Here is a 12,794-nt window from a genome sequence, read left to right as displayed (position 1 = left end):
GAAGCCATAGCAACGCTTTCGCGTTTTTGCCCGTTCTACCTGTCACAAAACCATCACACAGTTTCCGTAGTGTCATATTCACGTCATCAACAGGACACAAGGAACTGCCTCATGAACCGTACCATTGCTGCTATCACCATTGCCTCAATACTCCTGCCCGTCGCTGCCCACAGCGCCTTCAAGCTGGATTCACGATACCAGGATCGTGATGGCGACCTTGTTGCCGACATCCCGGAACAGACCGAAAAGCAGACCGACCCGTCCACCCTCGTATTTGCCTATACACCGGTTGAAGATCCAGCGGTCTATCGTGAGGTGTGGTCCGGTTTCCTGGACCACCTGTCGGGCATCACCGGCAAGCAGGTGCAGTTCTTTCCGGTTCAGTCCAACGCCGCCCAGATTGAAGCGATGCGTGCGGGTCGCCTTCACATTGCCGGCTTCAACACCGGTTCCAACCCCCTGGCCGTTGCCTGCGCTGGATTCCGTCCATTCACCATGATGGCTGCCGCCGATGGCTCCTTCGGATACGAGATGGAAATCATCACCTACCCGGGCTCTGGTGTTGAAAAGGTGGAAGACATTCGCGGGGGAGAGCTGGCGTTCACCTCCCAGACCTCCAACTCCGGCTTCAAAGCGCCGTCAGCCATTCTCAAGGCCGACTACAACATGGTTCCTGACCAGGACTTTGAGCCAGTGTTCTCAGGCAAACACGATAACTCCATTCTTGGCGTCGCCAATAAAGACTACCAGGCCGCGGCGATTGCCAATTCGGTACTCAACCGAATGTTGCAACGGGATGTCGTGAGTGACGAACAGATCGTCAGCGTCTACAAATCACAAACCTTCCCGACCACCGGCTACGGCATTGCCCATAACCTGAAACCGGAGCTCCAGGAACAGATCCAGGAAGCCTTCTTTACCTTCGACTGGAAAGGCTCCGAACTGGAAGAAGAGTTCTCCAAATCCGGCGAGGCACAGTTCATTCCCATCACCTTCAAGGAACACTGGGAAGTAATCCGCAAGATCGACGATGCCAACGGCGTTGAATACAACTGCCGTTAATCCGGCCACGGCAGGTTACTGTGCTCGAACTCAAACACCTTTCGAAAACCTACCGCACCGGCGACCAGGCCTTGACCGACATCGGCTTTACCGTGCCGGCAGGGCAGGTCGTTGGCCTGATCGGCCCGTCCGGTGCGGGAAAATCCACACTGATCCGCTGCATCAACCGGCTGGTTGAACCGTCCCGGGGCTCAGTCGTCCTGGGCGATACCGAACTGACAACCCTCCGCGGCCGGGCGTTGCGCAAAGCCAGAAGGCGTATCGGTATGATTTTCCAGGAGTACGCCCTGGTGGAACGACTGACCGTGATGGAGAACGTCCTGTCGGGGAGACTGGGCTACGTGGCCGGATGGCGGTCGTTTTTGCGCCGTTTCAATCGCGAGGACATTGCCCTGGCCTTTTCGTTGCTGGAAAAAGTCGGCCTGGCAGAGCACTACAATAAGCGCGCGGATGCCCTGTCGGGCGGCCAGCGACAGCGTGTGGGAATCGCACGGGCGCTGGAGCAGAACCCGGAGCTGCTTCTGGTGGATGAACCCACCGCCTCCCTGGACCCCAAAACCTCCCGTCAGATCATGCGCTTGATCCAGACGGTTTGCCGGGAACGCAACCTGCCCGCGATCATCAATATCCACGATGTCATGCTGGCCCAGCAGTTCTCCGACCGTATCATCGGCCTGCGCGCAGGCGAGGTGGTGTTTGACGGCAAACCGGAAGAGCTGACGGACGACGTGCTAACACGCATCTATGGTGAGGAAGACTGGGCCCAGGTACGCAAGGACCAAACAGATGAAGACAACGACAGGGCATCCCCAGCCGTTGATCTGGCGGAGGGTGTCTAGTTTTGTCCAACGCCACGCCCTCTACCTGGAGACGCCCGCCCGTTCTGCTGAAAAACCCGCTCTGGCGACGGGCATTCTACCTTGGCGCGATTGTCTATCTGGCACTGGCCCTGCAAAGCGTCGAGGTCAACTGGATGCGGGTGTACGATGGCCTTGAGCGCGGCTGGCGATTTGTGGAAGGCTTCCTTGTACCCGATTTCACGTCTCGTTGGACCGATATCCGGGCAGGGCTGATCGAAAGCCTGACCATGACGGTTACTTCTACAGTCGCAGGCATCCTGATCTCGGTGCCCATCGGCATAGGCGCTGCCCGCAACCTGGCGCCTGCACCCGTTTACCTCGCCTGCCGGGCCATTATTACCCTATCCCGTTCCTTCCAGGAGGTGATCATCGCCATCCTGCTGGTGGCAATGTTCGGATTTGGCCCCTTTGCCGGCTTCCTCACCCTGGCGTTTGCCACCATCGGCTTTCTATCGAAGCTGTTGGCCGAAGATATCGAGGCCTGCGATCGCAACCAGATTGAGGCGATCCGCGCTACCGGCGCAGGCTGGTGGCAAGTGGTCAACTACGCGGTGCAGCCCCAAGTGATGCCCCGCCTTGTGGGTTTGTCCCTGTACCGTCTGGATATCAACTTCCGAGAGTCAGCGGTGATCGGCATTGTCGGGGCCGGAGGTATAGGCGCCACCCTCAACACCGCCATCGATCGTTACGAATACGACTCCGCTGGCGCCATCCTGATTATCATCATCGCCATTGTACTGGCGGTTGAGTATTCCTCTTCACATATCCGTAGGTGGGTCCAGTGATAGACGTGAGCGCACGACACCACGCAGACTGGCAGTTCCGTTCCGGTAAACAGCAACTGGCGCGATGGGTCGGATGGTTTTGGCTGGTGGCCCTGACGGTATTCTGCTGGGAGTTGATGAACCGGAATACCATTTGGGCTTTCGTATCGGACGCACCGGACCAGGCCGCCGATATTGGTGAACGGATGTTTCCACCCGCATGGAGCTACGTGAACCAACTCTGGACGCCACTGTGGGACACTCTCAATATCGCAACCCTGGGCACGATTATCGGTGTGATTATCGCCATCCCAGTAGCCTTTCTGGCCGCCAGCAACACCACGCCCAGCCGTCGTTTCGTGCGGCCAGTGGCACTGCTCATCATCGTCTCCTCCCGCTCCATCAACTCGCTGATATGGGCGCTGTTGCTGGTAGCCATAATCGGTCCTGGTCTATTGTCGGGTATTGTCGCTATCGGACTGCGCTCCATCGGGTTCGTCGCAAAGCTTCTGTACGAAGCCATTGAGGAAATCGACGTCAAACAGGTTGAGGCGGTGCGCGCCACCGGAGCCTCCGGAGCGCAGGTCATTGACTATGCGATTGTGCCGCAGATCCTGCCCGCCTTCTGGGGCATCAGTGTTTTTCGCTGGGACATCAACATCCGCGAATCCACCATCCTTGGGCTGGTGGGCGCGGGCGGGCTCGGCCTGCAGCTGCAAGCATCCCTGAGCACCCTGGCGTGGAATCAGGTCACCATGATTTTCGTGGTGATACTGGTCACGGTGGTGGCCTCGGAATGGGTTTCCGCGAGGGTGCGCCAAGCGGTACTCTAGGCCAATGACCGATACCCACCCCACCTCGTTTAATGGCATAAAACCCACTCCAGCCTGGGCTTTCCACCAGTATGAGCAGATCCGTCGCTGGCTGCCTGCGGGCCTGCCGACCTCAGAACAGCCTCGACCAGTCACGCTGGAGGATATGGCGCCGCTGGCGGACCGGTTCCAGGTATACGTGTTCGATGCCTTTGGGGTGCTGAATGCCGGACCCAGGGCCTTCCCCGCAGCCATTCAACGGTTTCGCGAGCTGCAACGAATGGGCAAACACGTCCAGATTCTCTCCAACGCGGCTACCGCCAGCCACGCCAAACTGGTGGAGAAGTATCGGCGCATGGGGTTCGACATCACGCCGGAACAGTTGATTTCCAGCCGCTGGTTGTTGGAGCAGTCTCTGTCCGACCGGGGACGCGAAGGGCTATGGGGTGTCATTGCCCCGGAGAATTCCGAACCGGACACGCTGCCGCTAGACTGGCAACCGGTGCGGCCCCCCGTCACGGAGCAACTGAAACGAAAACTGGATAGCTATGACGGCCTGATCATGCTCAGCAGCGAGGATTGGAACGAGGAGATGCAGGCGGCACTGGAGGCCACACTGACAGAACGGCCGAGGCCACTGGAAATCGCCAATCCAGATTTGGTGGCCCCCCGCGGCGACTGCCTGACGCTGGAACCCGGATTCTTCGCCCACCGGGCCCGTGAGGCCAGCGGTGTCCAACCGCAGTTCTACGGCAAGCCCTATGCACCTGCTTTCCAGGCTGTGCTTGAGCGCTTCGCGGACGTGCCGCCGGGGCAGATACTCATGGTGGGCGACACCCTTCATACGGACATCCTGGGCGGGCAGAACGCCGGCATGAAAACCCTGCTGGTGACGGCCGAGGGCTCCCTGCAGGGTATGGATATACCGCGCTGCATCGCGCAGTCTGGTATCGCGCCTGACTTTATCGCCCCGGAGATCTGATTTCCGGGGCGGATCAAGCCGTTTGCGGGTTTACTGCCCGGACTTCAGCATTTCCCAGTATTTGGTATAGACCTGCATGGCATCGTCACCCACGTCCTTCTGGAACTCGGCGTTGGTCAGGTCTTCCGGTGTCGGGTAGCTGGTGCGGTCGTTGGCCACTTCATCGCTCAACAATTCGCGGGCCGCAAGGTTGGGCGTGGCATAGCCGATGTCTTCACTGATCAGCGCGGAGATTTCCGGCCGCATGACAAAACTGATGAATTGATGGGCAGCGTCTGCATTCTCGGCGTTCTTGGGAATCACAAAGCTGTCGAGCCAGACAATGATGCCCTCTTCCGGATAGACGTATTCAAGGGACGGCATGTCCTCCTCACCCATCACGGCTTCACCATTCCAGATCATGCCGATGTCGGTCTCGCCTTCAAGATAGGGCATTCGCGGTGCATCCGAGTTGAAGGTACGCACCGCAGGCATCAGTTCGGTCAGCTTGTCATAAGCCGCCTCGATCTCTTCGGGATCGGTGCTGTTGCCAGAGTATCCGAGCACTCTCAGCCCGATGTGGAACACCTCGCGCATGTCGTTGGTGAGCATCACGCGGCCTTCGTATTTCTCGTCCCACAGATCCGACCAGGCCGTTACCTCTTCGCCCTCAACATCATTGGCATCGTAGGCCAGCCCTGTGGTGCCCCAGAGGTAGGGAACGCTGTATTGGTTTTCAGGGTCGATATCCAGGTTCGTCAGCTCGGGGTCGAGCTTTTCGAAGCCTTCCAGTTTCTCGTGGTTGATCTTTTCCAGCAGCCCTTCCTTACGCATTTTGTTGACGTAATAGGTGGAGGGCAGCGCAAGATCGTACTGGCCGCTGTCATCCAGAAGTTTCAGCCGCGCATACATAGCCTCATTGCTGTCATAGGTGGTGTAGACCACCTGGATACCGGTTTCCTCCTCAAAGCGGTCCAATACCTCCTGGGGCATGTACTCAGACCAGTTGTAGAGGTTCAGTACCTGCGGCTCTTCCTGCGAGCTGCATCCGGTCAGGGTTGCAGCCATCAGGCCCGCCAACGCCAGTTTCTTCATCGTTTGCTCCTTGTCAGTATCCATTGGGACAGCATCAACATTGCCAGGGAAAACACCAGCAGCAGGGTGCCCAGGGCATTCACTTCGGGTTTCAGGCCCACACGCACCATAGAGTAGATGCGAAGTGGCAGAATTTCATAGCTAGGACCACTCACAAAGGTGCTCACCACCACATCGTCCAGTGACAGGGTGAAGCCCAACAGCCATCCAGCCAGCAATGCTGGCATGATTACCGGAATCAGTACCGTGCGGGTCATGGTGAAATCATTGGCGCCCAAATCCCGCGCCGCTTCGGGCAGGCTTTCATCGAACCCGCTCAATCGTGCCATTACGGTGATCACCACAAATGGCAGGCAGAAGGTAACGTGGGCCAGCAGCAGAGAGACAAACCCCAGTTGCAGGCCCACCAACAGGAACAACGCCAGCAAAGAGATGGCCAATACAATCTCGGGCGACATCATCACCACAAACAGCATCCCGCGCAGCACACGCTTGCCACGAAAGCGATACCGGTGAAGAGCCAACGCTGTCAGCGCGCCAATAATGGTCGATACCGTGGCCGCCGCCAGTGCCAGCCAGAGGGAATTCCACATGGCCTGGACCATGGCGTGGTTATTGAACAGCGACTCGTACCATTGCAGACTGAGCCCGCCCCAGCGGTACCCGGTGCGGGAACTGTTAAACGAAAACACCACCAGCACCAGGATCGGCAGGTAGAGCAACACATACACCAGGGTGAGATAGGTTTTCGGCAGCCAGCGATTCATGCCCTGGCCTCCTCACCGAGCCGCCGCTGGCTGAGCCGGTGCGCAAACAGCAGGACAGCCATGGCAACCGTCAACAGAATGCTGGCGGCGGCACCGAAGGGCCAGTCACGGGCGTCCAGGAACTGGTTCTTGATGACATTGCCGACCAGCAGATTGCGGGAACCACCCAGTATGTCCGCCACGAAGAACAGGCCCATGGCAGGCAACAGCACCAGCATCACGCCCGCCAGCACGCCCGGCAAGGTCAGGGGTATCGTCACGTGCAGGAACGTCGAAAGCTTTCCCGCTCCCAGGTCGTGCGAGGCCATCAGCAGCTCTTTCCTCAGGTCATCGAACACGGAGTACAGAGGCAGGATCATGAACGGCAGCAGCAGGTATACCAGCCCGATGATCACAGCACCTTCGGTGTAGAGCATTCTCAGCGGCTCGTCGATCAGCCCCAACCCCATGAGTGCATTGTTGATCAGGCCGTTGGTGGCCAGCAGCAGTTTCAGGGCGTAGGTGCGCACCAGGGAATTGGTCCAGAAAGGCACAATCAACAGGAAAATCAGCAGCATCTGGCGCTGTTTGCCCAGGCCCGATAATGCCCAGGCAAAGGGATATCCTATCAGCAGGCAGAAGACGGTCGTCATGCCGGCCATGTAGAGGGAGTTCAGGAACACGTCCAGGTACAGCGGGTCGAACAACTGCCGGTAACTGTCCAGGTTCAGCGGCAACGAGAGGAAGGTGCCGGGGTCTCGTGTCATCACACTGGCACCCACCACCAGTAGGTTCGGGGTGAGCACAAGAAGCAACAACCAGCCCCAGACCAGAATCAGCACTGCGGTTTTGAAGGGCTGCTGTAACACCCTATGCATTCGTACTCAGCCCTTCTTCTGCGTCGTTGTTGACGGGCTCCAGTTCAACCGGCAACAACCATTCCCAGCCGTCGACCCAACTGACCCGCACGGGCTCGCCCAGTTTATAGTCAAAGGCAGGATCGTCCTCATCAAAAAACTCACTGGCCAGCACTTCAGTACCGTCCTCAAGATGAATCACTGAGTCCAGCGTGCTGCCCTTGTAGTTTCGCTCCACAATCCTGCCGGCCAGACCCTTTTCGTCTTCAGGAGCCAGCACACGAATATCCTCCGGACGCAGCAGGACATTCACCTGCTCACCTTTGTGCAGCGTAAACCCGGGCTTCTGAAGGGTACGGCTCAGGCCCAGGATATCCAGGGTAATGCCAGTATCTTCAACCGAGGTCAGATATCCCGGAAAGAGGTTGGTCTCCCCAACGAAGCGCGCCGTAAAGAGATTGGCGGGCCGCTCATAGATTTCCCGGGGCGTACCCAGCTGTTGAATCGCGCCGTCTTTCAGGACCACCACCCGGTCCGACATCGACAGGGCTTCTTCCTGATCGTGGGTCACGAATACAAACGTGATGCCCAACTCCCGTTGCAGTCGCTTCAACTCCACCTGCATGGTCCGGCGCAACTTGTAGTCAAGCGCAGACAGAGGCTCATCCAGCAACAGAAGTTGCGGACGCTTGACCACGGCACGGGCAATGGCCACCCGTTGCTGCTGTCCACCAGAGAGTTGATGCGGTTTGCGGCGGGCGAAATCCTGCAGTTGCACCATGGCAAGCACTTCATCCACGCGCTGGCGAATTTCGTCCCTGGGCCGTTTCTCCATCTTCAGGCCATAGGCGACGTTGTCGTACACCGACATATGGGGAAACAACGCATAGTTCTGGAACACGGTATTCAGGGGGCGGTGTTCGGGGGCGGCATGGGTAATGTCATGGCCAGACAGGCTGACTGCCCCGGTGTCTGGCTGCTCAAAACCCGCCATCAGGCGCAGCAGGGTGGTTTTGCCGCAACCCGACGGCCCCAGAAGGGTGATGAACTCGCCGTCCAGGATGTCCAGGTCCAGCGAGTTCAACACGGTTTTGTCGTCAAACGCCTTGGAGACGTTTTTCAACGAGAGAAGCGTCTCTTTCATTCACCCGAAACGCTGTTCAGATAGGCCTTATCGGAAATGTTGGTCCACTGACGAACCTGCTTCAGATAATCCTGCTGGGAAGTGATGATTTCCCGTGCCAGTTCATCCTTCTCCGCCTCTTCGGCCAACAGCTTCTCTGTGGCATCACGAAGCGCTTCAATGACCTCTGGCGGGAAGGTTTTATGGGTAACATCCGGATAGTCTTCCTTCATACGATCCCAGGCCACGCCACTTTCATGCATGCTCTGGATGTACATGTCGTAGGCGGCGGTCCGCATAGCCACCCGCAGTACTTCCTGGAGCTCTTCGGGAAGCTTGTTCCAGGTTTTCTCGTTAATCAGGAACTGAACTTCAGCGCCAGGCTCCTGCCAGCCGGAGTAGTAGTACTTTGCGATCTGATGGAAGCCCATCTGAAAATCCAGTGCCGGGCCGACCCACTCCAGAGCGTCAATCGTGCCTCGCTCCAGCGCGCTGTAGAGCTCCCCGGGGGGGATGTTGGTCACCGCAACGCCCACTTCGGACATCACTTCGCCGGCGAACCCGGGTGTGCGCATTTTCAAACCCTGGAGGTCCTCAACACTGTTGATTTCCTCGCGGAACCAGCCACCCATCTGGTTGCCGGTATTGCCACCGGGGAACGACAGCAAGCCATGGGGACGATATACCTTTTCCATCAATTCCATGCCGCCACCGTAGTAAAACCAGGCGTATTGCTCAGGTGCAATCATCCCGAAGGGAACGGTGGTGAAATACATGGCATTGGGAATCGAGCCTTTGTAGTAATACGAGGCGGTATGCCCCATATCGTACTGGCCCGCCTTCACCATATCGAAAATACCGAATGGCGCCTTGTGCTTGTTGGATGAGTCAATGCGGAACTGCAGGCGGCCGCCCGACATCTTCTCAGCCATCGAGGCCATGTGGCGCGTTGTTTCACCCAGAATCGGAGAGTTGGGCCCCCAGGTTTCTGCGAGGCGAAGCGTATAGGTTTCCTGGGCCGACAGCGACGCGCTTGCCAGCGCGAACACCAATGCCAGGACGGTCATGAAAGATTTGCGAATAGTCATAGCGAGGTCAGGTTCCGTTTTTTGTAGTGGTCGGATCAGATCGCCCACATCATAGCTTGCTGGCCGGCTGACGCCAATCGTCGACCGACCAGAAGCAACGGTTCTATACCTTGAACTGGCCTACCAGCTCACGCAGACTCTCACCAAGCCGCGCCAACTCGTGGCTCGCCTCGTTGGTCTGGTTCACACCAGTATCGCTACGCTGCGCCGCGTCCACGATGCGCACCACGTTCTGGTTGATTTCCTCGGCCACCTGGCTTTGCTGTTCCGCCGCGGTGGCAATCTGGGTCACCTGATCATGAATATGGCCCACAGACTTCTCAATGGTGCGCAGGGCGTCAGTGGCGTGGTTAATGCGCTCAACCGTTTCGCTGGAGCGTTGGCGGGACGCATCCATCCGCTCCACCGCTGCGCGGGACTCGGTCACGAAGCCGTCAATCATACCGCGAATCTGATCAGCGGATTCCGCACTGCGTTTGGCCAGCTGGCGGACTTCATCGGCAACCACCGAGAAACCACGGCCATGCTCACCGGCCCGGGCGGCCTCAATGGCTGCGTTGAGGGCCAGCAGGTTGGTCTGGTCAGTGACGGCGTGGATGACGTCCAGCACCTGGGTAATCTCGTCGGTTTTCTCAGCCAGATTACTGATACGGCCAGAGCTGGATTCAATCTCCTCCGACAACTGATTGACGGACGCCTGTGCGTTGGCAATGGTCTCGCCGCCATCCCGTGCAAGCCTGTCGGCGTCAGAGGCGGCGCTTTCCACCGAGTTGGCATTGCCGGAAATCTGCTGGATCGTGGCCGCCATCTCATTAATGGCGGAGGCAATCTGATCGGTTTCCGAACCCTGTTCCTGCACCGACGCACGGGTTTCATTGGCAACACGGCTGAGCTCTTCCGCGGCCGAGGCAACCTGGTCAGTGGTCGCGCCGACATCGCGGATGGTGTCCTGGATTTTCACCACGAAGGCGTTGAAGCGACGCCCAAGCTCGGCGAGTTCGTCGTTTCCTTCGTCCGGCAGACGGTGGCGGAGGTCGCCCTCACCCTCGGCGATGTCCTTCATCATGGCAATAACGGTGTTCAGCGGCTTCGTTACCGTACGGCCGACAAACATGCCGATGAGCAGTGCGATAATCACCACAACCACCGTAACCAGAACGATAAAACCGAGGGTTTCGGCTATCTCCGCTTCAATATCCGCGCGAGCGGCAGAAACAACCCGGTCAATGTCAGTGACATAAACGCCAGTGCCAATCATCCAGTCCCAATCTGGAATAATCGTTGAATAAGACACCTTTGGTTCTACCTCGCCTGACTCTGGATTGGGCCAGTCGTATCCGAAAAAACCACCATCCTCGGCCGCATTGAACAGTGACCGAACCAGTTTCTGCACGTCTGGATTGGTTGTGGGGCCTTCGCGAGAAGGGTCGGGGGCGTAGGCCAGATTTTCCAGGTCGCGAGCATATGCGAAAACATAGTTTCCGCCCTCGTACCTGATTGAACGCAGACGCTTCCGTGCTTCCTCCTTCGCTTCGCGATCCGAAAGATCCGGATTGTTCTTGGCGTTCAAAACCAGAGAGCGCGCAGTATCCACAAGGTTCTTTACACCTTCCTTTCGTGCCTCAAGCAAACTTGCTTCAAGGCGCTCAAGCTCAGCCTCACCACCGCTTTTGATCTGGGCGACCGTAATCCAGGCAAGGGTTGCCGCCGTTATTACTACCGGGATCAGAACGCCCAGCAGAAGACGGGAACGAATGCGTAACCGGCTCAGCAATGTCATCAAGAAGTTCTCCGTATGAGATCAAATGTTCAGCGTAATTATCCACAACCGGGCACCCAGGGTGTGTTCCAGTTTGTAATACCGGTGTGTGCGACTTCGGGGTGTAAAGCTGCGACACTGCCACAACTCATTCATGCATTTGCTTTTATTGTTAAAAGTCTTAACGGCCGGTAGCGGATGGACTTGAACCAGCGTTAGACTAAAGGTCTAGCCCCAAACGTCCGATTCATCAAACCTGGCCCAATAAAACCAGTTTCAGGGGCACGGATGAAACACCTCTATTTGATTCGCCACGCCAAATCCAGCTGGGCCGATGATGGCCTTCGTGATCACCAGCGCCCCCTCAACAACCGGGGCCTGAAACAGCTGGCTCCCATGAGCAGGGCAATCCGTGCGGATGGGGCGTTCGATGGAACGGTCTACTGCAGCAATGCCACCCGCGCACAACAAACCCTGGAAGGCCTGATCCCGAGCAACCATCAACACGCCGTCAAACTGGCGCCTGTTCTATACACGTTTAACCATGAGGTCGTGCTCGACTGGCTGCGCGACCGGAACGAAGACAGCATTACCCTGGTTGGCCACAACCCTGCGCTGGAGGATCTGGCAGGCTTACTGCTGAAGCACGCACCCGACACCTTCCCCACGTGCAGCTACATGCACATCACCCTGCCCATAGAGCACTGGTGCGAGATCGGCAAGAACAGGGGCCGGCTTGAACGGTTCCTGACGCCCAAAGACGTCAGCTATGAGCAGTTTCATCGCAAAAGGACGAAAATCCGTATCGACGAGCACTCTCCGCTGGCATGGCACATCCCGGAATCGCTGTTACACCAGTATCAACGCATCAGGGATCTGGAACCGGGCGTATTGCAGGGGTACGACGACGAGTTTCTGCATCAGTACCGTATTGCCATTCGCCGCAGCCGGGCCATCGCCGAAGCAGTTGTCGACATCAGTGGTGACAGCGATTTACGCAAGGCCGTCAAGAGTCTGAAACGGCATGGCCAAGCCACCAGCCGGCTCAGAGACCTTCACGTGCTACTGGGTGACCTGGCGCAATGGCCACTGGAGGAAGATACCCGGTTGGCCCTGGTGAGCTCCGGCGCCCGCAGCTATTTTGCCAACCTGGCAGACATTGAACACCAGGAGCTGACCAAACGCCTGAGCAGCGGCCAATACCGCAAAGACATGGATGAGTGGTACCAGCTTATCACCTCCCGCCACTTGAAGAAGATAACCCGGAAACTGGCTATCGAAGACATCCACAAAGCCCTGAAAAAGCACATACACAAGCACGACGCCGTGGCGCGGCAACTGAACGAACAGTCCCCGGACGATCACTTTCACGACCTGCGCAAACGGCTGAAACGCATACGCTACCTGGCCGAGTTGAACAAACCGGCGTTTCACGACAGGCTCAGGCCATTAAAACATCGACAACAACGGTTCGGAGACTTTCAGGACCTGCACGTGCAGATTGACATGCTGCTGGCCTTTCGCAACAGCATTGCCACGGAGCCGGACATGCTGGCGCCCGTGGCGGGCCTGAACACGCTGATTTCAGACCTTGCCGTGGAGAAACATCGCGTACGGGCTGACATACTGACCCTCGGCGGTATTGCCTGACAACCCACTAGGCAACC

12 protein-coding genes are annotated in these 12,794 nt (G+C 57.7%); 6 read left to right on the top strand and 6 right to left on the bottom strand.

Annotated features, from left to right (window positions below):
* Positions 1 to 111: 111 nt before the first annotated feature.
* Genes phnD through AAGD24_RS01805 form a run of 5 tightly spaced genes read left to right on the top strand, consistent with a single transcriptional unit; the run spans position 112 to position 4,480 of the window.
* A complete protein-coding gene (phnD, locus tag AAGD24_RS01825) occupies positions 112 to 1,062 on the top strand; it encodes a phosphate/phosphite/phosphonate ABC transporter substrate-binding protein (RefSeq protein WP_305936236.1) in 951 nt (316 codons plus the stop codon).
* 20 nt (positions 1,063 to 1,082) lie between these two features.
* A complete protein-coding gene (gene phnC, locus AAGD24_RS01820) occupies positions 1,083 to 1,901 on the top strand; it encodes a phosphonate ABC transporter ATP-binding protein (protein ID WP_126810761.1) in 819 nt (272 codons plus the stop codon).
* 2 nt (positions 1,902 to 1,903) lie between these two features.
* Positions 1,904 to 2,707: a phosphonate ABC transporter, permease protein PhnE gene (phnE, locus tag AAGD24_RS01815; RefSeq protein WP_075195432.1), complete on the top strand. Its 804-nt coding sequence runs from the start codon at positions 1,904 to 1,906 to the stop codon at positions 2,705 to 2,707.
* 5 nt (positions 2,708 to 2,712) lie between these two features.
* Positions 2,713 to 3,519: a phosphonate ABC transporter, permease protein PhnE gene (gene phnE, locus AAGD24_RS01810; RefSeq protein ID WP_198324879.1), complete on the top strand. Its 807-nt coding sequence runs from the start codon at positions 2,713 to 2,715 to the stop codon at positions 3,517 to 3,519.
* A 4-nt stretch (positions 3,520 to 3,523) separates the two neighbouring features.
* Positions 3,524 to 4,480, top strand: a complete 957-nt coding sequence (locus AAGD24_RS01805) for an HAD-IIA family hydrolase (protein ID WP_305936237.1) — start codon at positions 3,524 to 3,526, stop codon at positions 4,478 to 4,480.
* 30 nt (positions 4,481 to 4,510) lie between these two features.
* Here AAGD24_RS01805 and AAGD24_RS01800 read toward each other — a convergent pair whose 3' ends face one another.
* From AAGD24_RS01800 to AAGD24_RS01775, 6 genes are all read right to left on the bottom strand, one after another.
* The gene (locus AAGD24_RS01800) at positions 4,511 to 5,554 is read right to left on the bottom strand and encodes a PotD/PotF family extracellular solute-binding protein (protein ID WP_041333606.1); all 1,044 of its coding nucleotides are present in this window, start codon (positions 5,552 to 5,554) and stop codon (positions 4,511 to 4,513) included.
* Positions 5,551 to 6,321: a spermidine/putrescine ABC transporter permease PotC gene (potC, locus tag AAGD24_RS01795; protein WP_041333605.1), complete on the bottom strand. Its 771-nt coding sequence runs from the start codon at positions 6,319 to 6,321 to the stop codon at positions 5,551 to 5,553. The genes AAGD24_RS01800 and potC overlap by 4 nt, the downstream gene beginning before the upstream one ends.
* Entirely contained in the window at positions 6,318 to 7,178 is an 861-nt protein-coding gene (gene potB, locus AAGD24_RS01790; protein WP_075195436.1) for a spermidine/putrescine ABC transporter permease PotB, read from the bottom strand. Before potB ends, potC begins: the two co-directional genes overlap by 4 nt.
* The gene (gene potA / locus AAGD24_RS01785) at positions 7,171 to 8,301 is read right to left on the bottom strand and encodes a spermidine/putrescine ABC transporter ATP-binding protein PotA (protein ID WP_305936239.1); all 1,131 of its coding nucleotides are present in this window, start codon (positions 8,299 to 8,301) and stop codon (positions 7,171 to 7,173) included. The genes potB and potA overlap by 8 nt, the downstream gene beginning before the upstream one ends.
* Positions 8,298 to 9,368 carry a TRAP transporter substrate-binding protein gene (locus AAGD24_RS01780; RefSeq protein WP_075195438.1) on the bottom strand — a complete coding sequence of 357 codons (1,071 nt, stop codon included), beginning with the start codon at positions 9,366 to 9,368 and terminating at the stop codon, positions 8,298 to 8,300. The genes potA and AAGD24_RS01780 overlap by 4 nt, the downstream gene beginning before the upstream one ends.
* 103 nt (positions 9,369 to 9,471) lie before the next feature.
* Positions 9,472 to 11,148 carry a methyl-accepting chemotaxis protein gene (locus tag AAGD24_RS01775; RefSeq protein ID WP_075195439.1) on the bottom strand — a complete coding sequence of 559 codons (1,677 nt, stop codon included), beginning with the start codon at positions 11,146 to 11,148 and terminating at the stop codon, positions 9,472 to 9,474.
* Between the two features lie 267 nt (positions 11,149 to 11,415).
* On the opposite strand from AAGD24_RS01775, the gene AAGD24_RS01770 reads away from it, so the two are divergent.
* Entirely contained in the window at positions 11,416 to 12,777 is a 1,362-nt protein-coding gene (locus AAGD24_RS01770) for a CHAD domain-containing protein (protein ID WP_041333601.1), read from the top strand.
* Positions 12,778 to 12,794: the final 17 nt, after the last annotated feature.

This window comes from Marinobacter sp. M5B (genome assembly GCF_042604615.1).
In the GTDB taxonomy this organism is placed as follows: domain Bacteria; phylum Pseudomonadota; class Gammaproteobacteria; order Pseudomonadales; family Oleiphilaceae; genus Marinobacter; species Marinobacter salarius.
The sequence above is the reverse complement of the archived record's forward strand: the minus strand, read 5'-3'. Positions and strand labels throughout refer to the sequence as shown.

Bases quoted from the DNA above. Each gene is read 5' to 3' on its own strand.
- potA (WP_305936239.1), bottom strand. From the start codon at position 8,301: ATGAAAGAGACGCTTCTCTCGTTGAAAAACGTCTCCAAGGCGTTTGAC.
- potB (WP_075195436.1), bottom strand. From the start codon at position 7,178: ATGCATAGGGTGTTACAGCAGCCCTTCAAAACCGCAGTGCTGATTCTG.
- AAGD24_RS01800 (WP_041333606.1), bottom strand. From the start codon at position 5,554: ATGAAGAAACTGGCGTTGGCGGGCCTGATGGCTGCAACCCTGACCGGA.
- AAGD24_RS01775 (WP_075195439.1), bottom strand. From the start codon at position 11,148: ATGACATTGCTGAGCCGGTTACGCATTCGTTCCCGTCTTCTGCTGGGC.
- AAGD24_RS01780 (WP_075195438.1), bottom strand. From the start codon at position 9,368: ATGACTATTCGCAAATCTTTCATGACCGTCCTGGCATTGGTGTTCGCG.
- phnD (WP_305936236.1), top strand. From the start codon at position 112: ATGAACCGTACCATTGCTGCTATCACCATTGCCTCAATACTCCTGCCC.
- AAGD24_RS01805 (WP_305936237.1), top strand. From the start codon at position 3,524: ATGACCGATACCCACCCCACCTCGTTTAATGGCATAAAACCCACTCCA.
- AAGD24_RS01770 (WP_041333601.1), top strand. From the start codon at position 11,416: ATGAAACACCTCTATTTGATTCGCCACGCCAAATCCAGCTGGGCCGAT.
- potC (WP_041333605.1), bottom strand. From the start codon at position 6,321: ATGAATCGCTGGCTGCCGAAAACCTATCTCACCCTGGTGTATGTGTTG.